The 23,636-nt window shown below is 63.9% G+C and carries 22 protein-coding genes; 6 read left to right on the top strand and 16 right to left on the bottom strand.

Features of this window, described 5'->3' with window-relative positions; genetic code table 11:
• Positions 1–2: 2 nt before the first annotated feature.
• The 7 genes from PCA31118_RS03710 to PCA31118_RS03680 form a co-directional block, all read right to left on the bottom strand.
• Entirely contained in the window at positions 3–980 is a 978-nt protein-coding gene (locus PCA31118_RS03710; RefSeq protein WP_150623017.1) for a dihydrodipicolinate synthase family protein, read from the bottom strand.
• 110 nt (positions 981–1,090) lie between these two features.
• Positions 1,091–2,044, bottom strand: a complete 954-nt coding sequence (locus tag PCA31118_RS03705; RefSeq protein ID WP_150623015.1) for an alpha/beta hydrolase — start codon at positions 2,042–2,044, stop codon at positions 1,091–1,093.
• Positions 2,044–2,922, bottom strand: a complete 879-nt coding sequence (locus tag PCA31118_RS03700; RefSeq protein ID WP_246190037.1) for an ABC transporter ATP-binding protein — start codon at positions 2,920–2,922, stop codon at positions 2,044–2,046. Before PCA31118_RS03700 ends, PCA31118_RS03705 begins: the two co-directional genes overlap by 1 nt.
• Positions 2,919–3,662, bottom strand: coding sequence for an ABC transporter permease (locus PCA31118_RS03695; RefSeq protein ID WP_150623013.1), 744 nt, complete (start codon positions 3,660–3,662; stop codon positions 2,919–2,921). The genes PCA31118_RS03700 and PCA31118_RS03695 overlap by 4 nt, the downstream gene beginning before the upstream one ends.
• A gap of 98 nt (positions 3,663–3,760) precedes the next feature.
• Positions 3,761–4,336: a VOC family protein gene (locus tag PCA31118_RS03690; RefSeq protein WP_150623011.1), complete on the bottom strand. Its 576-nt coding sequence runs from the start codon at positions 4,334–4,336 to the stop codon at positions 3,761–3,763.
• 49 nt (positions 4,337–4,385) lie between these two features.
• On the bottom strand, positions 4,386–5,411 hold the full coding sequence (locus tag PCA31118_RS03685) for an ABC transporter substrate-binding protein (RefSeq protein ID WP_150623009.1): 1,026 nt from the start codon (positions 5,409–5,411) through the stop codon (positions 4,386–4,388).
• Between the two features lie 37 nt (positions 5,412–5,448).
• The gene (locus tag PCA31118_RS03680) at positions 5,449–6,405 is read right to left on the bottom strand and encodes a fumarylacetoacetate hydrolase family protein (RefSeq protein WP_150623007.1); all 957 of its coding nucleotides are present in this window, start codon (positions 6,403–6,405) and stop codon (positions 5,449–5,451) included.
• A 157-nt stretch (positions 6,406–6,562) separates the two neighbouring features.
• Here PCA31118_RS03680 and PCA31118_RS03675 point away from each other — a divergent pair, with 157 nt between their 5' ends.
• On the top strand, positions 6,563–7,576 hold the full coding sequence (locus tag PCA31118_RS03675) for a 2-hydroxyacid dehydrogenase (RefSeq protein WP_150623005.1): 1,014 nt from the start codon (positions 6,563–6,565) through the stop codon (positions 7,574–7,576).
• A gap of 168 nt (positions 7,577–7,744) precedes the next feature.
• Here PCA31118_RS03675 and PCA31118_RS03670 read toward each other — a convergent pair whose 3' ends face one another.
• The 3 genes from PCA31118_RS03670 to PCA31118_RS03660 all read right to left on the bottom strand — a co-directional run bounded on the left by PCA31118_RS03670 (position 7,745) and on the right by PCA31118_RS03660 (position 11,434).
• Positions 7,745–9,544, bottom strand: coding sequence for an LVIVD repeat-containing protein (locus tag PCA31118_RS03670; protein WP_150623003.1), 1,800 nt, complete (start codon positions 9,542–9,544; stop codon positions 7,745–7,747).
• Positions 9,545–9,639: 95 nt separating this feature from the next.
• Entirely contained in the window at positions 9,640–10,689 is a 1,050-nt protein-coding gene (locus PCA31118_RS03665) for a porin (protein ID WP_150623002.1), read from the bottom strand.
• A gap of 277 nt (positions 10,690–10,966) precedes the next feature.
• On the bottom strand, positions 10,967–11,434 hold the full coding sequence (locus PCA31118_RS03660; protein WP_246190036.1) for a VOC family protein: 468 nt from the start codon (positions 11,432–11,434) through the stop codon (positions 10,967–10,969).
• A gap of 252 nt (positions 11,435–11,686) precedes the next feature.
• Between PCA31118_RS03660 and PCA31118_RS03655 the strand changes: the two genes are divergently transcribed.
• From PCA31118_RS03655 to PCA31118_RS03635, 5 genes are all read left to right on the top strand, one after another.
• Positions 11,687–12,340 (top strand): GntR family transcriptional regulator, encoded by a 654-nt coding sequence (locus tag PCA31118_RS03655; protein ID WP_150623000.1) that lies wholly within the window; start codon positions 11,687–11,689, stop codon positions 12,338–12,340.
• 474 nt (positions 12,341–12,814) lie between these two features.
• Positions 12,815–13,318: an inclusion body family protein gene (locus PCA31118_RS03650; RefSeq protein WP_150622998.1), complete on the top strand. Its 504-nt coding sequence runs from the start codon at positions 12,815–12,817 to the stop codon at positions 13,316–13,318.
• A gap of 95 nt (positions 13,319–13,413) precedes the next feature.
• Complete coding sequence (locus PCA31118_RS03645) at positions 13,414–13,944, top strand: AidA/PixA family protein (RefSeq protein WP_150622996.1); 531 nt, start codon at positions 13,414–13,416, stop codon at positions 13,942–13,944.
• A 305-nt stretch (positions 13,945–14,249) separates the two neighbouring features.
• A complete protein-coding gene (locus PCA31118_RS03640) occupies positions 14,250–15,497 on the top strand; it encodes an amidohydrolase family protein (protein ID WP_150622994.1) in 1,248 nt (415 codons plus the stop codon).
• 160 nt (positions 15,498–15,657) lie between these two features.
• The gene (locus PCA31118_RS03635; protein WP_150622992.1) at positions 15,658–16,497 is read left to right on the top strand and encodes a bifunctional allantoicase/(S)-ureidoglycine aminohydrolase; all 840 of its coding nucleotides are present in this window, start codon (positions 15,658–15,660) and stop codon (positions 16,495–16,497) included.
• Between the two features lie 51 nt (positions 16,498–16,548).
• Here the strand turns inward: PCA31118_RS03635 and PCA31118_RS03630 are convergent, their stop codons facing one another.
• The 6 genes from PCA31118_RS03630 to PCA31118_RS03605 all read right to left on the bottom strand — a co-directional run bounded on the left by PCA31118_RS03630 (position 16,549) and on the right by PCA31118_RS03605 (position 23,612).
• Complete coding sequence (locus tag PCA31118_RS03630; protein ID WP_150622990.1) at positions 16,549–17,487, bottom strand: LysR substrate-binding domain-containing protein; 939 nt, start codon at positions 17,485–17,487, stop codon at positions 16,549–16,551.
• 121 nt (positions 17,488–17,608) lie between these two features.
• The gene (locus PCA31118_RS03625; protein WP_425495322.1) at positions 17,609–19,216 is read right to left on the bottom strand and encodes a gamma-glutamyltransferase family protein; all 1,608 of its coding nucleotides are present in this window, start codon (positions 19,214–19,216) and stop codon (positions 17,609–17,611) included.
• A gap of 395 nt (positions 19,217–19,611) precedes the next feature.
• Positions 19,612–20,148 carry a DUF1097 domain-containing protein gene (locus tag PCA31118_RS03620; protein ID WP_150622988.1) on the bottom strand — a complete coding sequence of 179 codons (537 nt, stop codon included), beginning with the start codon at positions 20,146–20,148 and terminating at the stop codon, positions 19,612–19,614.
• A 28-nt stretch (positions 20,149–20,176) separates the two neighbouring features.
• The gene (locus PCA31118_RS03615; protein ID WP_150622986.1) at positions 20,177–21,448 is read right to left on the bottom strand and encodes an amidohydrolase family protein; all 1,272 of its coding nucleotides are present in this window, start codon (positions 21,446–21,448) and stop codon (positions 20,177–20,179) included.
• A gap of 353 nt (positions 21,449–21,801) precedes the next feature.
• Positions 21,802–22,446 carry a response regulator gene (locus PCA31118_RS03610; RefSeq protein ID WP_150622984.1) on the bottom strand — a complete coding sequence of 215 codons (645 nt, stop codon included), beginning with the start codon at positions 22,444–22,446 and terminating at the stop codon, positions 21,802–21,804.
• Entirely contained in the window at positions 22,434–23,612 is a 1,179-nt protein-coding gene (locus tag PCA31118_RS03605) for a PAS domain-containing sensor histidine kinase (protein WP_246190035.1), read from the bottom strand. The genes PCA31118_RS03610 and PCA31118_RS03605 overlap by 13 nt, the downstream gene beginning before the upstream one ends.
• Positions 23,613–23,636: the final 24 nt, after the last annotated feature.

The following is a 23,636-nucleotide window of genomic DNA, read 5'->3' as shown; positions in this document are numbered from 1 at the left end:
CGTCAGCCCGGCAAGGTGAAGCCGCAAGCGGCCAACTGCGCGTGCAGTCGCGCGTGCTGCTCGTCGGACAGCGGCGAGAGCGGCGGGCGCACGCGGGACCATGCGCTGTCGGTGCCGCTGCGGTTCCTGCTGTCGTTGTCGCTGTCGTCACCGCTGTCGTCGCCGCTGTCGTCGCCGCTGTCATTTCGATACGTCGCCAGCACGGCCTTGAGCGCCGCAATCATGGGGAACGACTGAACGATGCCCCGCACGGTGTCGGCTTGTGCCTGAAGCGCGGGGCCGGTGTCCTCAGCCCACTCGCGGCACAGACGTCCAATGCGCTCCGGGTTGATATTGACGGTCGCGGAGATGCACCCTCTCGCCCCCTTCGCCGACGCGCGCGAGACCAGCGATTCCGAGGCCGGAAAAATGCCGAAGTCGGGAAAGGCGTCGAGCATTGCACTCAGGTTGTTCCAGTCGCCCGAGCTGTCCTTGATGCCGACGACCGTGCGCGGGAAGTCGCGCACCAGCCGCTCGATGAGGGGCAGCGTAATGGGCACGCCCGAGAGCGCCGGGATGTGATACAGGTACAGACGCAGGCGGGCATCGCCCACTTGTTCGATGACACGCGCGTAGTACGCGTACAGTCCGTCGTCCGACAGTCCTTTGTAGAAAAACGGCGGCAGCATCAGCACGCCGGCGCAGCCGCGTTCGACGGCATGCCGCGTGAGCGCGACGGTTTCCGGCAACGAGCAGCAGCCCGTGCCGGGCATCATGCGGCGCGGATCGAGGCCGTTGTCGACGAGCACATCGAGCAACGTCATGCGCTCGGCCAGTCCGAGCGAATTCGCTTCGCTGTTCGTGCCGAACGGCGCCAGACCCACGCCGTGTGAAAGCAACCAGGCGCAATGCGAGACAAAACGGGGGGCATCCGGCGTCAGATCCGCGTGAAACGGCGTGACGACGGGCGCAAACGCCCCGGTCAATTCGTGATCGACCATGACAGTTCCTAAAAGGGAGAGAGAGAGGTTCGGCCCTGCCTGTGCCGCACGCGGCAGATCAGCGACTTCGTGACCTGACGACCTGCCGACTCAGGCGGGCGCGAAGCCCGTCAGGGCGACGGGTTGAGTTCGTGCAGAAATTGGAGAATTTCGCGACCGAGCGAATCGTCGCCGGTGTCCAGATGGGCGACGACCGACGTGTGGTTGTGATCGCGCACCTGAACGAAGCGCGGCGCGCGTGCGTCGCGCTGCGCCAGACGATGGCAGAACTCCAGCGCGTAAGTGTCGAGATGGGGATTCTCGAACTGCGCAATGACGGTCAGGACCGGCACCGGCATGGCCTCGGCATGCGCCATCGGCGCATCGGGTTCGTAACGCGCCGCATCGTCGCCGTAGTACGCGACCACCCCGGGAGCGTTCGGATTGTCCGGCAGAATATCGGCGCGCAGACGCGCACTGATGAGCACGGCGCCGGCGACCTCGGGGGCTGCCGGACGTATGCGCGGATCGCATAGATAACTCGCCACATGCGCTCCGCCCGCCGAGTGGCCGATCAGCAGCATGCGCGACAGGTCGACGTCGCTCCCGCCAGCATGTGCGCCGATATGCTCGCGAAGCCATCGCATGGCCAGCGCGACATCCTGCGCCCCGCCGGGGAACGAAGCCTCGGGGGCAAGGCGATATTCCACGTTCACGGCCACGCAACCGTGCCGCGCGAAGTATCGCGGCACGTTGCCGTAGATCTGCGCGTTGGCGTTCATGTCACCCCGCACGAAGCCCCCGCCATGCACGAAGACAACGACCGGCGCCCCACCGCTCACCGGCGCCACCGGACGATACACGTCCAGCCGGTGCCGCACGTGCGGACCGTACGCCAGATCCCGCTCAACGGCGACGGCCACGCCCTCGGCCGACGCCTTTTCCAGCAACGGCGTATAGACGTCGAGCACCGCACGGCGACCCGCCGCGATGTCGCTCGACCAGCGCGGGCCGAGCGTGCGCATCAGCGCGCGCGCGGACTCCCAATCGCGGGGCGCCGGCGCAGCAAACGTCTGCCTGTCCATCAATAGACTCCCATCAGCTGCGAGAGCTGCGCGATGTACCCGGCGTACCGGGGATGCTGCTTGATCGTCTGCGGCGAGCGCGGACGCGGCAGATCGATCACCACCTCCTGCTCGACCTTGCCCGGGCGCGCCGACATCACGATCACGCGATCCGACAGGAATACCGCCTCCTCGATGCTGTGCGTGACCAGCAACACCGTCTGCCGGTGCTCCTGCCAGATGCGCAGCAATTCGACGTTCAGGTTGTCTCGCGTGAGCGCGTCGAGTGCGCCGAACGGCTCGTCCATGAGCAGCACCTTGGGCTCGAGCGCCAGAATCTGTCCGATGGACGCACGCTGGCGCATGCCGCCGGAGAGCTCGTGCGGATGATGTTCGGCGAACTGCGCGAGTCCGAGCATTTCCAGCAGCGCCTGCACACGCGGTTCGCTCTTGTCTTTCGGAATCTTGCGCAGGCGCGTGCCTAGCATCAGGTTCTGTCGCACCGTCAGCCACGGCAGCATGTTGCTCGTCTGGAATACCACGCCGATCTCCGGCACGGGACGCGACACGCGCTGCCCGCCGACACGCACCTCGCCGCCGTCATGCGGCACGAGGCCCGCCACGATGCGCAGCAACGTGCTCTTGCCGCAACCGCTCGCGCCGAGAATCGACACGAACTCGCGATCGGCGATCGCCAGCGAGACGTCGTCGAGAATCCTGACGGGCGCGCCCTTGCGTTGCTTGGCGGCGAAGGTCTTGTCGACGTGACTCACTTCGATCATGACGTCGCCCGGCTTCGCACCGATGTCGGGCGTGTCGGCGCCCTGCGCAACCGAGGGCAGAGCGGACGCGGGAGAAGTCGGGAATGGCGTCACAGTGTTCGCCTTCAGGTGGCTCATACGTTGATCCCCCGCCACCAGACGAAGCGCGCCAGGCGCTCGATGACCCAGTAGAGCGCCACGGCCAGCAGCGTCACCATGAGAATGGCGGCGAACATGACATCGGTGCGTGCTGCCGCCGACGCGAACACGATCAGATGTCCCAGCCCCTCTTCCGACCCGATGAACTCACCGACGATCGCGCCGATGACGGCAAGCGGCATGGCGATCTTCAGACCATCCGCGAACGCCGGGAGCGCTGCGGGCAGATAAAGCCGCCAGAAGGTGTCCCACGGACTGGCGCCCAGCGCGCGGAAGTGCTCGTCGAGGTTGCGCGCCACCGAGGCGAGTCCGCCCATTGTCGCCACCACGACGGGGAAAAACGCGAACAGGAACGTGGACGCCAGCTTCGAAGCGAAGCCATATCCGAACCACACGATCATGAGCGGCGCGAGCGCGATCTTCGGCATGCTTTGCAGCGCGGTCACGAGCGGGTACAGCGTGCGCCGTGCCAATGCGCTGTAGCTGATGACCACGCCGATCACGAGGCCGCCCGCGACCGCCGCAACGAAGCCCGTCAGCACTTCGACGGTCGTCACCCAGGTGTCGGCCATCATCTGCGGATGGACCTCCCAGGCGGCACGAAAGATGGCGGACGGCGGCGGCATCAGGTACGACTGCACCTTGAAGTACGTCACGGCCATTTCCCACAGCGCGAGCAACACGCCCCAGAACACGATCGTCTGTGCGATGCGTTTCATTCGAATGTCTCCTCCGGTTGCCGATGCAGGGATCGGCCAGGGGTCTTTTGGCTTATTGGTTGGTTCGTTGTCTATTCATGGGCTGTGCGGCGTACGGCCTACGCCTTGCCGCCCGACTTTTCCTTGACCATGCCCGGCGGGGGCGGCACGACGAAGCGCTCGAACCGGAAACGGTCGAAGCTCTCGATATTGCGCTCCCACACCTTCGCCTCATAAGGATGCGCGGCATCGATCTGCGTCATCTCGCAATACAGCTCGACGTTGTTGCCGTCCGGATCCTTGAACACGAGGAAGTAGTTCGCGCCGGGGCCGTGACGTCCGATACCGCGCACGATCTCGACGTCGTGCGCACGCAGCACGTCGACGGCCTTCTCCATTTCCTCGACGCTGTCCACGAGGTAGGAGAAGTGCTCCATGCCGGGACGGCTGTATCGCGGCAGGTCGTCGATGTCCGGAGAGTTCAGCGGTATCTGCGAGAGCGCGAGATCGTGGTGGTCGCTGCCGGCGCGCAGGAACACCATCTGGTCGTCGATCCAGTCGGAAACGCTCAGGCCGAGGACTTCGGTGTAGAACTTCACCGACTTCTGAATATCGCGCACGACCAGCACCAGATGGCCGAGTCGCTTCGGGTTGAGCTTGGGCTTGGGGGCGAGGTTGGGGTTGGGGCTTGTCATCTCCACTCCTTGTATGGCGTCGGTTCGCGTCTCGTTGAGCGCTCGCTGCTCACTCGACGAACTGATTGGTATAGATGTCGGTCGCTTTGAGCGTGGGCGCGAGCTGGAAGGCCTCGCGCACGAACTGCGCGGTCGATTCCATACGCGGCACGGGCAGCCAGCCGGGCTTGTGTCCCTTCGTCTCCCGGTCGCTCTCGAGCGCGCCGATCTGGCGAATCTGTTCGACCATGACCGCCTTGTCGAGCATCGGATATTGCGAGACGATCACGCCGGCCGACTCTTCCGCGTGCTCACGCATCCACGCGTAGCCGCGATAGGTCGCCTGAACGAACCGGCGCACCACGTCGGGCTTCTGCTCGATCATCTTTTGCGTGGTGACGATGCCGTTGCCCACCATGTCCAGCCCGAAATCGCGATAGCGCAGCGAACCGATCTCGCGCCCCTGTTTCGCAGCAAGCGCCTTGAGCACCGGCAGGTTCGCGCCCTCCCAGCACTCGGTCAGATCGACGCGGCCCTGCAGGAACGACGGATTGATCGTCGACGGGTCAAGGCGCAGCAGCTTGACGGACGTCGGCGGCAAGCCGTTGGCTTTGAGCCATGCAGGCACGATGTTCTGCAACGGCGACGCGCCGCCACCGCCCATCGACAAGCCCTTGAGATCGGCAGGCTTTGCGATGGTCCGACCGGGTTTGGCGAGATAGCAGATGGCCCCCGGCCACACGGCGTTGATCGAGCCGACCATCTTCGTCGTGCCACCCTGCGCACGATTGAGCATCACGCTGATGGGATCGCCGTAACCGAACTCGAACAGACCCTGATCGACTTCATTGACGGTGCGTTGGCCGCCGTGCCCGACGACCGCCGACACGTCGAGCCCGGCCTCCCGGTAATAGCCCTTGTGGATCGCGACCAGCACGCCGCCGGTACTGCCTTGCGGCAGCCATGAGAGGTTGAACCTGACCTTGTCCTGTGCTGCGACAGGACTCGCCCACAACGCGCTCGCCCCCACGGTACCGAGCGTGCCGGCACACACGAGCGCCGTCCACCAGCGCCTGGTCCACTGCCACTGTTGCATTGCTGCCTCCTCCTGACCGCGACTCGGGCGGTCCTTGTTATTTGCGCTGTGCCACGACGCGGTTCTCGATAGCGCCAATGCCTTCGATGCCCGCCACCATCACGTCACCCGCCTTGAGATACACGCCACGCCCCATGCCCACGCCGGTCGGCGTGCCCGTGGCGATCAGATCGCCGGGCTTGAGCGTCAGGATTTCGGACAGATAGGCGATCTGCTCCGCCACGTTGAAGATCATTCCTGCCGTCGTGTCGTTCTGCATCATTTCGCCGTTCACTGAGAGCGTCATGCGCAGGTTCTGGGGATCGCGAATGACGTCGCGCGGCACAAACCACGGCCCCAGAGGAGCGAAGGTATCGAAACTCTTGCCGCGAAACCAGTCGTGCGTAAACGGATAGTCGGTGCGACGGTTCAGATCGCGCGCACTCACGTCGTTGATAACCGTGTAACCCGCGATCCACTCATGCGCCTGCTCCACGGCGATATGGCGCCCGGGGCGGCCGATCACCACGGCCAGTTCGACCTCCCAGTCCACGCGCTCGGCGTGCGGCGGCAGCACGACCTCCGTGCCGGTGGCCGTCACGCTGGTCTCCGCCTTCATGAAGATGTATGGCGAGCTTTCGCTGCGCGGCGCGAGCTTGGTGCCCATTTCGGCCGCGTGTTCGTAGAAGTTGGACGCCGTGGCGAAGATCCGGCCAGGCTCATACGGCACACACAGGCGATAGGTGTCGCTCGCCAGCGCGCCGACCCTGCCCGGTACGCCCGCATCGATAGCGCGACGCACGGCCGCGCAGAGTGCCTCGCCATGCACATACCAGTTCGAGAGCAGCGCCGTCAGATCCGGCGCGCTTGCGCGGCCGTCGTCCAGTCCCGCACCCGCGTGACTCAGTACCGCTTCCAGGTCGTACAGACGCCCGTGTTGCACCAATGCCGTACGGCGCGCTGCGACCGCGCCCGGGACCTGCGATTCATACGTTGCGATTCCAAACCAGCTCACACCTGTCTCCTTGTCTTCCATCGGGGAACCGATGTCGTAGTGACGCATCGGCTGTCTTTTTGATTGCTATGTTGAAACACAATACATAGCATATGTATACATAGCAACTGATTTGTATTTTATTTTTCAATCCATCCCAACGAGGCGATTAACGTCCATGCACGACGCTCCACTGCTACTCAATCTCATCCCACTCGAACCGCTTGCCCGCGCGCAATTGCGTGCGGCAGGACTGGATATTCATGACGTCGACGTAACCGCCAGCGGCCTCGCTGGACGCGGTACAGCAGGCAAGTCCGATATTTCCGGCCTGGCATCGCGTGCCCGGTTGCTGCTCACCAACGGCACCACCGGCCTGAACGCCGCACAGATGGACTTGCTGCCGCAACTCGAACTCGTGTGCGCCTTCGGCGCGGGGTATGAGCGCATCGATGTCGCCGCGGCAACCCAACGCGGCATCGCCGTCGCGCATGCCCCCAACACGAACGGCCAAACGGTTGCCGACCACGCCCTCGCGCTGATGCTCGCGGTCTCGCGCGGACTGGTGACGCTCGACCGCGCGGTCAAGGCCGGCGGCTGGGCCAAACATCGCGCACCGCGCCCCACACTGCACGGTGCACGGCTCGGCGTGATCGGCCTGGGCAACATCGGGCAGGCCATCGCCAGGCGTGCCGAAGGCTTCGGCATGTCCGTCGGCTATCACACGCGCACACCGCACGACGATCGACGCTGGCAGTACTTCGCCAACGTCGCGGAACTCGCCGACGCGAGCGACTTCCTCGTGCTCGCCTGCCCCGGCGGTCCTTCGACCCATCATCTGGTCGATGCCGACGTCCTCGCGCGACTTGGCGCCAACGGCTTTCTCGTGAACGTGGCGCGCGGCAGCGTCGTCGATACCGAGGCACTGATCGAAGCGCTGTGCGACGGCGTCATTGCGGGCGCCGCACTCGACGTCTTCGAGACAGAACCCGAAGTGCCTTCCGCGCTGCGCATGCTCGAAAACGTGGTGCTTACCCCTCACGTCTCCGGCCGCTCGCCGGCCGCATTGCAAGCCCAGATCGATTCAGTGCTCGCCAACGTGCGCGCCCATCTGGCAGGCCAGCCGCTGCCGACACCCGTCAACTCGACAACACAGACGGGAGCGAAGTCGGGTCGCGAAGCATCGAGATAAAAAAGAAGCGGGCAACCGGGAGACCATCGGAGGTTGCCCGCTTCAACACTTCACGCTTTGGAGGCCCTGTGAAGTCGACTGCGGAAGACGGCGCCGCCGTCCGGCGTTACCGTCCTGATGCCATGCTTATGCCTTTCCGACACCTTGCCGGATGCCGCTTGCGCTCGATTACCGCGCAGGCCAGGGCTTCGCCGGCGCGCCCATCACCGGCTCACCCAGCAGCGGGCTCGACAATGCGTAGGCACCGTTTTCCGTGAAGGCCCACATGATGTTGCGGTCGTACTCGGTGTACATCGCGAAGACCCCCTTGCCCAGCGTGTAGACCGGCAGTTCCGTCTCGTCGGCCAGGCCCGGCACGAAGTAACCGGCAATGTGCGGCTTGGCGGGATCCTTCACGTCGAAGATCTGCACGCCAGCGTTGTAGTAGGAGTACGGCACGATGCCCTGACGCCAGGTCCCCGGCTGTCCGATCGAGTTCGAGCGCTTCGGCCCGTAGTTGCCGCCACGCTGGCAGAAGCTCGTGAACGGCGCACCGGCAGGCACTTCCGGTTCCGGCAGCTTGGCAGCGACCTTCATCTTCGCGGGGTTTCGCGCGTCCACCACGAAGATGTCCTTGAACGGCTCGTAGCAGTCGCGATTCATCGGATACCCGCTGGTGAACACGTACCCGGTGCGCTCATACTGGCTCACGTCGGCGTTGTCGTACTCCGTGCCGGCGAAACTGGGCGCAGTGTTCACGTTGCCCATGACCTTCGGATGCGCCGGATCGGACAGATCGAACGACCACAGTCCCAGACCACCCATCGCGCCGAAGCCCACCTTGCCGCCCTGCTCCAGCGGCTTGGGCAGAAAGATCGGCATACGCGAGCCCATCCACGACGTGCGATTGCCCGCGCGCGGGTTCTGCAAATACGCCTGCTCATGCTCCGCGTTGCCGAGGATCTGGCCGGGCACCGAGATTTGCGAGACGAACTTCGGATTCGCCGGATCCGACATGTCCCACACCTGATAACCCGGCGAATACAGATAGTTCGGGTATTCGGTGAGCGCGTAGCTATCGTCGGGCGCTGACGAGAGAATCATGTACTTGCCGCCGTAGAACTCGGGCGAATCCAGCGAACCGGAGCCCTGCTGCTGGCCGACCGGCGCGTCCGGATGCCTGTAGTCGGTCGTGCGTGTGGCGATCAGCTTCCAGTCGGACGGCAAGGGGCCGTCCATCACAAACACCTTGAAACCCTTGAGCGAGTTGTAGTTGCGCTGCGCCGCCACCTTGTCGGGCTGCTTCGACTTGTCGCGCATCAGCCCGTAGCGTCCGATCTCGAAGGACGCGACAAGAATCGGCTTGCCCAGCTTCTTGTTCCACACGATGGTGGCGCCGCCGAGATAGTCCTGAATGTTGTCGGCGTCGAACTTCTCGCTCGACCCCTTCGGACCCCACACGCCGCCCTTCGAATAGACGACCTTCCCGTTGGCCGGGTCGGTCACGTCCATGATGCGCAGGTAGTCTCGGTCATGGATGTAGAGATAGCGCTTGCCGTTGAAGTCCGCGATGTTGTTCCACGCGTGGAACGGTGAATCGACACCGGGATAGAACGCGAGCACCTTCACGTTCTTGGCGTAGCTCTTCTTGTCCCAGAACGTCAGCTCGCCGGGAAAGCGCTGTCCGGTGTGCACTTCGGGCGTCGCCTTCGGCCAGATGAACTTGCCCGTGGCCGGGTCCATGCCGTAATCCACGCCGGGCTTGAGCGGCTTGGGCTCACGGTCCGGCGTGAGGCGCAGCCATCCGGCCAGATACGGATCTTTGACACTCGGCGTGCCGGGCGTGCCGGCGGGTTGTGCGTCGAGCGGTGCGGCCTGCGCCGCCGGCGCGCTCTCTGGCGCCGAGGCACGCGCGGCGAACGCCATCGTGAGCGCGGCGAGCACCGCGGTCGCGGTCAACGAAACGCTCAGGGTGTGCTTGCGAAACATGTCTTCCTCCTTCGTCTCAAAAGTCTTCTCTCCAGCGCACGGATCGAGGGATCGCCCGAACGGGAGGCGTAATGCGGAAAAGCCGGAATGTGCGCTCAGAACGCGTGACGAATGCCCAACTGAACGCCGGACGGGTTTTGCGAGCCGGTCGGGGTGACCTGGAACGTCACAGGGTAATGAACCAGCGTGTCGTTGCTGTGCTGGACACGGGCGTAGGTGGCGTAAAGCGTAGTGCGCTTGGACATCCCGTACATGTAGCCGACGACGAAACCGTTGGCGTTCGAGAGCGCCTTGTTGTCGTCGTCCTGACGGTGGACGAAGCTCGCATAGAAGCGGTGGCGATCCGTGAGCGCGTAACGCACGCCCGCTTGAATGTCCCAGCCGCGCACGTTGAACGCCACATACGGCGGATACGCGTAGTAGCCGTTGTACGTGTGATAGATCAGCGTCGGCTCGACGCTGCCGAACTTGTACGTCGCCGCGAAATAGTTGTCGCGCGACGAGCGGATCTGACTCGCCGAATAAATGTCGCGCGTGTATTGCAGCTCGCTCACTGCGCCGAGAAAGATGTCGCCGCTGCGATATTCGAGCGCGGCGGAATAGAAGCGGCCCGCGCGGGTCCCGTCTCCCAGACCGGTCGTGGCCATGAAGCGCGCGTTCAGGCCGTACCAACTGGGGGTCTTGTACTGAATGGCGTTATCGACGCGATACGACGCGTAGAAGAACTCCATGTTGTTGACCATACTGAAGTCGGCCGCCCAGCTCGGATCGGCATAACCTGCAATCCAGTACGAGGGCGTGAACTGACGGCCCAGCGACAGATCGCCCCACGGGCCCTTGATGCCCACGAACGATTGCCGTGCCTGTGTGGACTGCACGCCATTGGTCGCCGTAAACATCGGCTCGTAGGTGAAGAAGGCGCGGTTGCCGCCGCCCAGTTCTTCGTAACCGCTCAGATTGAAGCGAGAGTTGTTCAACCCGCCGCTGGACATTCTTGTGACCTTGCCGCCGTTCGCCCCCGATCCCCACAGTTGCTCGAGATTCAGGTCAATGAAACCCGAGAGCGACACTCCCCCGGAAGATTGCGCATACGCACCACCCTGCATTGCACCCAGCAGCAATGCACACAACACTCGCTTCTTCATGCTGTCTCCTGATAGTTCTCGTTTTTGTCGCGGCGCCCCCGTGTTGCTTGTCAGGATGTCTGCCGCCCGCCCGTTGTATGTATACAATCTTTCGAGCGATTATACATATCAAGGAAATTGAATTTCTACTGCTATTTATTTATACAAACGACTGATTTTGTTATAGCGGGTTACCCCTGATAACCGATGCCGGCGGGCATGCCGATGCGACCCAACCGCCGCCGGCCGATCGGTCCGGCGGGGTTGCAGCGCTTGGCATTGCGGGGTGGCCCGGCGCTCAGATGCCCGAGCGATCCGCCTGCAATCCTTCGTGACGCAGTTTCGGCGCATTGTCGGCGCCCGTGCCGTCTTTCGATGCGCCGCCCCAACCGTGGGCCGTCACGTCGAAGATCACGCCGTTCGGATCGAAGAACTTCACCTCGTAGAAGATGTTGCTTTTCACCGGCACCTCGCCCATGTAGTACCGCCCGCCCGCCTGCTCGATCTTTGCTCGCGCGGCGTCAACGTCTTCGACCCAGATGCCGATGTGATGCAGGCCGACAAACTCGCGCCCGCGCTCGCCGGCTGCCTCGTCGTTCTTGTAGTTGAGCAACGCCAGGTTGATGACGCCATCCGAGAGGTACACCCCCCGCGCGAGCGACGAATCCGTCTCGCCGACTTTCTTGAAATCGAACGCCTGCATATAGAACTCGGCAGCCTTCCAGGGATCGGGAACGGACAGCGCAATGTGACGCAGTTTGGCCATGATGTATGTCTCCTTCGTATTGAGGTAGTAAGCCCGGCCGGGAACACCCGGCAGATGGCGTATGTATACTATCTCAGCATATTGCATTCAAAAACGTATTTTTGAATGCAATGAGGCACTTCGGCAGGCGGGCGCTCCTGCCAAACCGGGTGCCGCGCGGCGTCCGATCGAATGGAGAGGAAAAATACTCGTATAATCGGCATGTATACAATCCAACCAAAACGACGCATCCACGAAGCGAGATAGACAAGCATGGCCGAAACCATTGCCGCACGAATCTGCCGGGTGTTGACGGGCGAGATCATCGACGGACGCCTGCCGCCGGGTCAGAAACTGGAAGAAGTCGCACTGGCCGAACGCTTCAAGGCCTCGCGCACACCGATTCGCGAAGCGCTGCGCGAACTCAACGCCCGAGGCCTCATCGAGCTCACGCCACACAAAGGCGGTGTGGTGGCGAGCATCAGCGTGGACGATTTGTCCGACATGCTCGAAGCCATGTGCGAACTCGACGCCCTTTGCTGCCGTCTGAGCGCCCAGCGCATGAGCGCCATGCAGAAAAAGCAGCTGGAAATGATTCACGTCCAGAGCAAGCAGTGCATGGATGCGGGCGACGAAGCCGGTTACCTCGCGCTCAACCGCGAATTCCACCAATTGCTGAGCGCGGGCACGCAGAACAAGACGCTCATGGCGCTCATCGACAGTCATCGCGAGCGTCTCGCACCGTTCCGGGCGGCGCAATCCGACGTCGAGGAACGCTTCACGGTGTCGTTCGACGAGCACGAACGTGTCGTCGAAGCCGTTCTGGCGGCCGACGCCGAAGGCGCCTACAACGCCATGCGCAGCCACACGGCACGCCTGAGCATCCACGTTCTCGAACGCCTGCAACACAGCCGCAAGCTGTCATAGCCGTGCGGTGCCGGGCCACAACGCTGTGCGCCCGGCCTCCCCATCCTTCCTTCCATCGCCTCCCGCCTCCCCTGACGCCGCCCGCGCCAGCCGCCGTTCGTTCGCTCACGTATTTCAACGCCCGCGCCCGTTGACGAGGCGTCGCGCGCCGGTCCTTTAAGCGGCCCTTTAAGCGGCCCTTTAAGTGGTCCTTTAAGTGGTTCCGCTCCAATCCATCGATTGGTGAGCGACGCGCGATGACGCCAACGCTCGCCCCCGCGCGGCTTTGCGCACCAATGTCACGCAAAGTGAGCCGCCCGTATGAGGTTGTCCGACGCTTGGGCGCTGCCTAGGCTCCATCGGTGAAACGCGGCGCGCGGCATGCCTGCGCTCTCCCTGTTGACGGGCGGGCACGGATACCGATTCGCTTCGCGTTTGCGGGCCGTCGCCCTCACGGGGCCGACGGCATTCCCTGAGCCTTTCGTGGAGACACACATGTCCCAAATCACCGATGTGCTGGTCAGTATCGACACCAAGACGATCCTCGACCGGTACGGCAAGAACTGCAGCATGGCCAACCCACCGATCATCGACTTCAAGCATGTCTTCATGATCGTGACGCAGGGCAACGTCGTCAGTGGTCAGGCGGGTGGCGAACTGGATGTCGCAGCCACGGTCGGCGACGTCATCCGGTGGCGCGAATGCTCCCTTTCGCTGGGCTTCGAGCAGTCGTGCATCTTCTACAAATTCGTGGGCAATCAAGGCAATGAGCTGATCTCGCCCCCCTCGCCGCGCGAGGCCGAGGTCATTATCCCGGTACCGAATCCGCCCGATCCGACCAAGCCGAAGAAGCAGCAGTGTTCGAACTATTTCTGGTCTTGCGAGACGCTCAAGACCGGGCGCGTGACCTACCACTTCCAGTTCATGGTGCTCGATCGTGGCGGCAATGTCTGCGGCTGCTATCAGTGGGACCCGTTCATCACCATCCGCAACCACTAAGCCATCAGCGCTGCTCTCCCGCGCCACGCCACACCAGGGCGCACCACGCAAGCCGGGCGCGGGAGCGCGCGCATACCTTGCCGCAAGGAGTCTCCATGTCCGACCCATCGACCTGTGGCGACCTTCATGACGAAAGCGCCGCCGACGTGCTGCTCGCCATCGACACGGTGACACTGCTCGATCATCCGCACGATTCGCCGGTGGGCGATGCACACACGACCGCCGTCGACGGCAGCGCCTGCTTTTGCCTGTCATCCGGCGCCGACGCGTTGACAGGCGTCAACACGACGACCTGGCCGCTCGACGTCCGTCCGGGCGCTCGACTACGGCTGCGCTGGACACCCCTCGCCATGCGCGGCGAGCATGCCGTGCTGTTGCACCTCTCGCTGGCCGACGAAGCGGTGCTTGGCAATCTGCAGCTTCATGTCGACGACAACGCCGTTCGGTATGCGCCGCTGCCCGGCTCGCCGGGAGACGCCATCGCACGCCCTGCACCGGACGCGTTCTGGCAGGCGCAGGTCGTCGCCAGCGGCAAGGCGACGCTGACCGTCCAGGCGATCGTCACGGACCGCGACGCCGCCGTTCTGGGCCGCTTCGGCTGGACAGTGCCCATCGCCGTGCTGTGAACCCGTCGCCGACCATGGCACGGCGCATCCACCGCAGCGGACCACAGCGGACCGCGGCAGACCACAACGGCCGGTGGCAGATAGCAGTGGATGGAACACATGCGGGACACCGATACATCGACGCCAACTATTTGTAAATCGAATGCCGTGCATTCCAATATTTAATTTGTCGATGCGCGACCGGTTCGCTATCTTGTAAGTCTTACCCCACCGTTTCACTCCCCCAAGAGACCCCGCGGCGCGGCGGCGCCCACCCACACGGAACGCAGCGCCAGCGAGGGCCCGGGCAGTACAGAGGTCGTTCCATGAGTTCCTCCGGTCACCACCGCATTTTTCAGGGCGCTGTCGATGCCGACGGCGCGCCGATGACCCTCGCCACGCGCGACGGTCGCTTCACCTACATTGGCGCCCCGACACCGGATCTGCCCGGCGCCGCCAGCGCTGAGGTCATCGATCTGCAAGGCAAGCTGGTGTTGCCCGGTTTTGTCGACGGCCACATCCATCTGGACAAGAGCTTCGTCGGCGACCGCTGGCGGCCCCATCGTCCCGCAGCCACCCTGCGCGAGCGTCTCGCCGCAGAGAAGCAGGAAATCGCTGCCGCCGCCCCGATGGCGCAACGCGCGGACGCCCTGATGCGGCAAACGGCGTCCTTCGGCACCGTCGCCATGCGCTGCCATGTCGACGTCGATGCCAGCACGGGCCTGTCCCATCTCAACGAAATCATGACCATGCGCGAGACGTGGCGCGAATGGCTGGACATCGAACTCGTCGCATTCCCGCAGGCCGGTGTCATGAGTTGCCCCGGCACCGCACGGGTGCTCGAAGACGCCGTGCGTGCTGGCGTGCAAGTGATTGGCGGCATCGACCCGACCACACTCGACGGCGACCCGCATGGCCAGCTGAATGTGATCTTCGGCATCGCGGAAAAATACGGTACGAAAATCGATATCCATCTGCATGAGCCCGGCGATATCGGACTGGCGCAGTTGCATCGCATCGCCTCGCGCACGCAGGCCGCCGGCTTGCAGGGACGGGTGAGCGTGAGCCACGCATACGGGCTGGGCGACATTGGTCCGAACGAACTCGACACGATCGCCCGCGCGCTGGCAGACGCCGACGTTTCGATCATGACCAACGCGCCGGGTGATCGCGCGTTCCCGCCGATTCTGCGCCTGCGCGAAGCGGGCGTGTGCGTATTCACGGGCAACGACAACATTCAGGATAGCTGGTGGCCGTACGGCAACGGCGACATGCTGCAGCGCGCGATGCTGATCGGTTATCGCTCGGGCTTTTACACGGACGACGATCTGCGCGTTGCGCTGGAGATGGCCACGAGCGCCGCCGCACGCGTCATCGGCAAAACCGATTACGGACTGCAAGTGGGCTGCGAGGCGAGCTTCGTCGTCTTCGACGCGCCGAACGCAGCCGCCGCCGTGGCCGCCGCACCGGCTGCGCGCGCGGTCTTCCGCCACGGGCGTTATTGGGGCGGCCCGGCGCAACTCGCGCTGGACCCTGCCCTGCTCAGGGACACAGCAGGGTCCACCCCGACCTGACTGTCATGCGCGACGCCGCGCGCCCCGCGACGGCATCGCATGCGTTCGTTGCACCGAAGTGACGCGATCTGTGCGCGCCCCCAAAGCGTACAGACCCGACCGAGGGGCCCGGCGACGGACGATGGGGAGAAAAATCAGAATGCATCAGGAGCCAACCAACATGTCGAAGACTACGTATTACGCGCCGCATGGCGGGCATCCGGGTCAAACCGAACTGCTCACCGACCGCGCCATGTTCACCGAGGCATACGCCGTCATTCCGAAGGGTGTGATGCGCGACATCGTCACGAGCCATCTGCCGTTCTGGGACAACACCCGCCTCTGGGTGCTGGCGCGCCCGCTCTCAGGCTTCGCCGAAACGTTCGCTCAATACATCATGGAAGTCGGTGCCGGCGGTGGCAGCGATAAACCGGAGCAGGACGACAAGGCCGAAGGCGTGCTGTTCGTCGTCGAAGGCGAAATCACGGTCACGATCCAGGGCAAGGCGAATACGCTCACGCCAGGTGGTTATGCGTTCATCCCGCCCGCGACCGACTGGCAACTGCGCAACCACAGCCAGAGCACGGCCCGCTTCCACTGGATCCGCAAGCACTATCAGGCCGTGGAAGGTCTGCCGTATCCGGAGCCGTTCGTGAAGAACGAGCAGGATGTCGAGCCGATTCCGATGCCGGGTACCGATGGCCGCTGGGTGACGACGCGCTTCGTGGACATTCAGGACATGCGCCACGACATGCACGTCAACATCGTGACGTTCCAGCCCGGCGGCGTGATCCCGTTCGCGGAGACCCACGTCATGGAGCACGGCCTGTACGTGCTTGAAGGCAAGGCCGTCTACCGTCTGAATCAGGACTGGGTGGAAGTCGAAGCCGGTGACTTCATGTGGTTGCGTGCGTTCTGCCCGCAGGCTTGCTACGCGGGCGGCCCCGGCCCGTTCCGTTACCTGCTGTACAAAGACGTCAACCGTCACATGACGCTGACGCTGGGCGCGCAGCCGAAGTAAGCGGCCTCTGTCCCGTCGCTCTGCGCCGCGCGTGTCGTCCAGTCGTATCGGTCACTTCGATGCGCGCGGCTTCGATTCCAACAGTCCCACCAGCACCTTGGCCAGCGCCCCGACCATCGGGTCGGCCGTCGGGCGGTGAAAGATCGCCAGCTCGAACGTGTCGATGGCCGGCAGCCCCTGCGCCCGGCCCAGCACCACATGCCCCGGTAACACGGCGCGCGGCGGCACCAGACTGATCCCCATCCCATCGGCCACAGCGCCCTGAATGCCGCTCAGGCTCGAACTCGTGAAGCTGATGCGCCAATTGCGGCCCATCGATTCGAGCGCATTGATCATGTCGTCGCGATAGAGTCCGCGCGTCGGGAATGTGACCAACGGCACCGGATCGAGCCCGAACGACGGATGCTTCGCACTGTCGATCCAAGCCAGCTTTTCCGGGCGGCTTGCCACCGACTCGCGACTATTGCGGCGCTGCTTGACCAGCACGAGGTCGAGTTCGCCATGATCGTAGCTGCCAAGCAGATCGCGACTCAGCCCGCTCGTGACTTCCAGTTTGACCTGAGGATACTGACGGTTGAAACGCGCGAGCACCTGAGTGGTGGCGCCCGTGGCGAAATCCTCCGGCACGCCCAGCCGGACGGTCACAGCCACCACGGCGCCCGAGAGCGCCTCGAACATCTGGTCGTTAAGGGCGAGCATCTGGCGTGCGTAACCCAGCAGCAGTTCCCCGGCATCCGTCGCATGCACTTCGCGATTGCCACGGTCGAGCAGTTTGTGCCCCACCATGTCCTCGAGACGCCGCACCTTTTGACTGACCGTGGACTGTGTCGAATGCAGGCGTGCGGCGGCCGTCGTGAAGCTGCCGCAATCGGCCACCATGAGGATCGAGCGCAGCAGGTCCAGATCGAAAAGTGGCCGATTGACACGGCTTGGACGGTTTGGACGATTGAGACGATCGGGCGGTCGATTCGATTTTGCACTGCCAGCCATGTTGGGCATTCATTTTGTCGATGGATGGCAGACCTTTTATCATGCGCGGCGAACGCCCGACAACTGGGGTTTTCGGGGCGGTCCCGGCACGGGCGAAGCGCCGCGCGCCCCCCCTGCCCCATTACGCGCCCAATGCCCGTCCGTCGCTGCGGGGATCGTGGGCGCCGCTCATTTGCCCGTGCTCCCCGATGCGAATCGCGCCCGGATGCCCCGCCAACTGGCTTTGCGGTGGCAGCGGGCTCATCTCGTGCCCACGTGCCGCCAGGGCCGAAAAGACATCGGCACCCGCGTCCTGTTCGAGCTTGAGGCTGTCGCGCGAATCGGAGAAGGTCTTGCCGAGCAGAAAGCGGGGCCGCCTGAGCGCGGCGAGCGGATCCATGTCGTAATCGATCAGGCGCGTGAGCACGGCGGCGAGCGTCTGCGGCTGACCGTCGGCGCCCTGCGTGCCATAGAGCAATTGCGGGCGTCCCTGCTTCAGATACATGCCCGGATTGAGCGTATGGAATGGTCGTTTGCCACCGGCGAGCACGTTCGCACTGGACGGGTCGAGACTGAACGACGCGCCACGGTTATGCCACAGCACGCCGGTGTCGCCGAGCACAACACCGCTGCCCCAGTCGAAATACACCGTCTGCAACATGCTCACGCAATTGCCCTGAGCGTCTGCTGCGCCGATATAAACGGTATCCCCGGTCTTGAAGACATGTGGCCAGGGCATGGCGCGATCCATCCGAATGCTGCGGGCGTGCGCATCGAGATTCGCGCTCGCGAGCAAACGGTCCACGGGCACGTCGACGAAGTCGGGATCGGCCACATAACGGTTGCGGTCGATGAAGGCGAGCTTCACCGCTTCGACAAGCACGTGGTAATAGTCCGGACTGCCTTCGGGCATCGACTTGAGATCGAAGCGATTGAGAATGCCCATGATCTCCAGTGTGGTCACCCCTTGCGTTGGCGGGCGCAGTCCCAGCAACTCGCCATCACGATAGGCCACGCGCAACGGCGCCTCTTCACGCGCCTGCGCACGCGACAGATCGCTCGCGCGCAGCGGAGAGCCGACTCGCTTGAGGCCGGCGGCAATGCGTGCAGCGAGATCGCCTTCGTAAAACTCGCGTCCGCCATGTGTTGCGATGCTGTCGAGACTTCTGGCGAGCGCCGGTTGATGGAATCGTTCACCGACCTGCGGGATACGACCGTTCGGCATGAAGACAGACGAGAAACCCTCCCAGTTGGGTAGGTCGCCAGCGCGAAACGTCTGCCAGAAGTGCTGCGACGGCGTGATCGGAAAGCCGTTTGCCGCATACTCGGTCGCGCGCGAAAACAGCGACGACCAGGCTTGCTGCCCGTTCCACTGCTTGCGGCTGATGTCGTATGCCTTGTCCCAGATGGCGACGGTCGCCGCCGTGGTAAGTGTTGCCCCCGGCCCGCGCACAGGAATGGCGCCGGCATATGCCGGCGGTTGCGCGGCGGCCTGTCCGATGCCGGACAACGTGCGGACATTGCCGTCACGGTCGCTGATGACCATGAAGGCGTCGCCCCCCAGTCCCGTGAAGTGCGGATAAGTCACGCTCAACACGGCGCCAATGGCGATCGCCGCCTCGATGGCGTTCCCGCCCGCACGCAGCACTTCCAGTCCCGCTTCGCTCGCCAATGCATGCGGACTGGTGACCATGCCCCGCGTGGATCGCGCGAGACGCGGATCGTTCGTGCCCGTCCTTGCCTGGGGCATGGAGGCGGAACCGACGGCTTCGGTGACCGTGGCGGCGGTGGCGACTGACGCCGCCGATGCCGTGGATGCCGCCGATGCCGTCGAGAGCGGCAGCACGGCGCTTCCTGCCAGCGCTGCCGTACCCATCAGAAAATTCCGACGCGCCGCGAGGCTGGCAGCGTCGCCGGCGGTGGCCGGTTGTGTCGTCATCAGCCCTTCGGCCATTTTTTGCTCAAACGTCATGCCGTTCTCCCCTGTTGGAACCTTTTCTGGGATCTCATCAAACGACGAAGCGTGCCCGACACTGGCGACGCTTCGTGCGCACATCAAAGCATCGTCGAAGCCCCATCGAAGCCCCATCGAAGCCCCATCGGAGAGGCATCGGAGAGGCATCGAAGACGCACCGAATCGTCGGATCAGACTTCCGCCTTCCAACCCTTCCAGTTGCGCTGATGCGTCACCTCCGGCGCCGAGTAACGCTCCTTCAGCCACGCGTAGACGGGGCCCAGGGCGTTCATGGCGACAGCGGCGGCGAGCGCTGCAAACGGGTCCTGCGCCACCGGTCCGAAGCCGCCGAACAGCGTGGCGAAGTACGTCGCGAAGCCGAAGAACATGCCGGGAATGAAGTTCAGGCCCGGGAAGACGCGGGCGAGCGCCATCATCGACCCGTTACCGACGAAGAGAATCACCATCTCGGCCAGAATCAGCGTGTTGCCGCTGAACTGCGTGGCAGCCTGCTTGAATCCGAGCACGATCAGGAAGGCAAAGCACGAGCCCACGGGCAGCGTCGCCCAGATGCGCTTGAGGTTCACCAGCGTCGGGCCGCCCATCGCGAAGGTCGCGGCCCAACTGATGAAAATCGCCCAGGGAGGCAGGTGCAACGGCAGCATCGCAATCGGGATGGTGGTGACAGCAAGCAGTGAGGCAACGACTTCCGCAGGCAGCTTCTTCATGATCGTCTCCTTGAGTGTTATGAGAACTTCATTGCGCACAACAACATGAATGCCGGTGAATTTCGCAGTGATGCTGCGTCACGACCGTGATGCGGCCGCGTTTGATGACCCACAGGCGTGGCGGGATGTCGAGCAGCGCGTCGGCCACCCGGAACGTATCCAGAATGATGAGATCGGCCTGCTTGCCTACAGCGATGCCGTAGTCATGCGACAGGCCGATGGCGCGCGCTGCGTTGTGCGTGCCCATGTCGAGAATCGCCTGCTGGTGCTCGGGCACCCCGAACTGTGCAACGTGGGCGAGCAGATTGCCGATCTGCAACATGTCGGCCTTGCCGAACGGTGTGAAGGCGTTGCGCACGTTGTTGGACGAATACGCGACGTTCACGCCGGCGGTATGCAGCGCCTTGACGGGCGTGAGTCCGCGACGCGGGTTCTGCACGTCCTTGCGTCCGCCCAGATACAGGTCTGTCGCGGGCAGCGTCACGATGCTGATGCCCGCGAGTCGAATCTGTTCGATGACGGGGGCGAGCGCGTCGTTGTCGAGCGCACCGAGACTCGTCACGTGCCCGAGCGACACGCGTCCCTGATAACCGGTCTCGATGGTTTTCTGCGCGATGTACGAAATAGCGGCAAAGCGCTGGTCCGCAGTGTCGTCCGCGAAGTCGGCGTGCATGTCGACAGGGGCGTCGAAGCGCTGGGCGAGCTCGAACACGATGTCGATGTGACGCTTGGTGTCGTCCCAGTTCAGTTCGTTATAGGGACAACCGCCCACGACGTCCGCGCCCATGCGAAGGGCGTCGATCATCAGTTCGTAGGTGCCCTTCGACTTCAGAATGCCTTCCTGCGGGAACGCGACGATTTGCAGGTCGAGCAGGCTGTCGTATTCGTCCTTGAGCGCGAGCAGCGTCTCCACGCCGATGAGGCCCTGAATCAGGTCGACGTCAGGGTGCGCGCGCACGGCTACGGTGCCGTTCTTCACTGCCATGTCGAGGACCTGACGCGAGCGGTCGAGTACGTCTTCGCGCTCCTGCTTGCTCTTGAGAATGCCCGTGACACGGATGGCTTCGTCGAGCGTGCCGAAGCGCGCCGGCAGACGACGATGCAGCAGCGCCTTGTCAAGATGGAGGTGCGCCTCGACGAGACCGGGGATCGCGGCACGTCCCTGCGCATCGATGCGCTCATCTGCGCCGGCGTCGATGCCCGGCTCGATCGCTGCGATGCGTCCTCCCTTGATGGCGATGTCCACGAGCGGCGCATCGTCGCGTACGCACACGTTGTTGATCAGCAGGTCCACATGCATGGTGCGGTCTCCTTACGTCACGAAGTCGATGAGGGTCAATGGATGGCAGGTGCCGGTGAACGCTGCCGGCCGGGTGGCAATGGCCTGAACCAAGCGTAGAGGAGCGCCCGTGCAGGGGGCATCGGGATTTGCTGGTTTTCGTCTAGGAATTTCCCTAGACGCGGTGCAGCAAGCAATAACGACGTACCGAATGAAGTGCTGAATGAAGCGCTGAAGGAAGCGCTGAAAGATTGCGCGCAACGGCCGACGTAAGATCAGACGCGACGCCCGTCCACGTTCAGGCAATGGGGCGATACGCAGCCGGGCGACCGAAATCGGAGAAGAAGATTGGAGAAGAAGCTCAGAGGCGAGAATCAGGCATCGGTCCCGGCCACGATCAGGCCGTGTTCGATGGCGTAGTGGACGAGACCGGCGGTCGAAGGAATGTCCATCTTGGTCAGAATGTTCGCCTTATGCGTGCTGACCGTCTTGGCCGAGAGCGACAGGCAACGTGCCATGTCGTTGATCCCGTTGCCCTCGACAAGCATCTGGAATATCTGAAACTCGCGGGCGGTAAGGCGCGTATGGGGAAGTGCCTCGGCGGGCTGCTGCAACTGGCGAACGAGCTTCTCGGCAACGAGCGGCGAGACGACCGTGCCGCCGCGTGACACGCGTCGGATCGCGCTCATCAACTGCTCGGATTCGGCGTTCTTCGTCAGATATCCCGCCGCCCCCGCGCGAATGGCCTGCACCGCGTATTGCGATTCGCGATACATGCTCAGGACCAGCACCGGCAGTGTGGGATACGTCGACTTGATCTGCGAGATGAGGGCGATGCCGCTCTTGCCCGGCATCGACATGTCGAGCAGCAGCACATCCACGGTGGTGAGGCGCAGGCGCCTGAGGACGTCCTCACCATCCACCGCCTCTGACACCACCGACATGTCGGGCGCCATGGCGATGATCTTTTTCAGACCGTCGCGAATGATCGCATGGTCGTCCGCAATCATGACCCGCATGACCACCCCGCTTCCTGTGTCGTATCGACGCCGCCCGCTGCGTCCAATGCACCCGGTGCACCCGGTGCGCCCGGTGCATCCCATCCAGCCAGTGTGTCGGCGGTCGTCATGCCGCCGGCCGCCGGGCGTGCCGGAATCCGGACCATGACGCGCGTGCCCTGCCCCGGTGCGCTCTCGATCTCGAAGGCGCCGCCCAACATCAGCGCCCGCTCGCGCATGCCCATCAGGCCGAGGCGCTGACCGTGACCGGCGCGGGCCGTGTCCATCCCGCGACCGTCGTCGGCAATGCTCACGTGGCAATGCCCGTCGCGCAGCGCCAGCGACACGCGGACGTGCGTGGGCTGACCGTGACGGCTCGCGTTGGTGAGCGACTCCTGCACGATGCGAAAGATCGCCGTGCTGCACTCGCTGTCGAGGCATGCGGTCACGGCTTCGGGCATGTGAAGTTCGCACGGCAACCCGTGGCGCTGCGCGAACGACTCGGTGAGCCACTCCAGCGCCGCATGCAGACCCAGTTCATCGAGCACCGCCGGGCGCAGGTCGGTCGCGATGCGATGCACGGCGTCGAGGGTCTCATCGACCAGTTCCTTGAGCATCTGGATGTGTGCGGTCTGGTCCGCCGGCGGCATGTCGGGTTGCGTTTCCATGTAGCTGAGGCCGAGTCGCAATCCGCCGAGCCACTGCCCCAGTTCGTCGTGGAGTTCGCGAGACAGGCGCGTGCGCTCGGCTTCGCGCACGGTTTGCAGATACGCCGAGAGCTGGCGCAGTTGCGCGCGCGAGTCGAGCAATGCCATCTCGGAGCGCTTGCGGTCGGTGATGTCGCGCGAAATGCCGACGGTACCCACGATGCGACCGCGTTCGTCGCGCACGGGCATCTTGACGGTGTCGAACCAGCGCGGTGCGCCGTCGGCACCGGGTCGGCTCTCTTCGTAGCGACGCCGCACGCCGCTCGCGACGACGGCCTTGTCCGTGGCGAGATAGACACGTCCCCATTCGGACGACCAGACCTTGTCGGGGGTGCTGCCGATGATGTCAGCCTCGGTGCGCCCGCACGCGGCCATGAACGCGTCGTTGACGAGGATGTAGCGCGACTCGGTGTCCTTTAGCCACGCCTGATCCGGGATGTTATTGAGAATCGCCCTATGCAGTTCGCCATGCGTCTCCACTGCGTCTCCTTGCCTTGCCGATAA

The sequence above is a fragment of the Pandoraea captiosa genome (assembly GCF_902459775.1).
GTDB lineage: Bacteria > Pseudomonadota > Gammaproteobacteria > Burkholderiales > Burkholderiaceae > Pandoraea > Pandoraea captiosa.
This window is presented reverse-complemented; position numbering and strand designations above follow the sequence as displayed.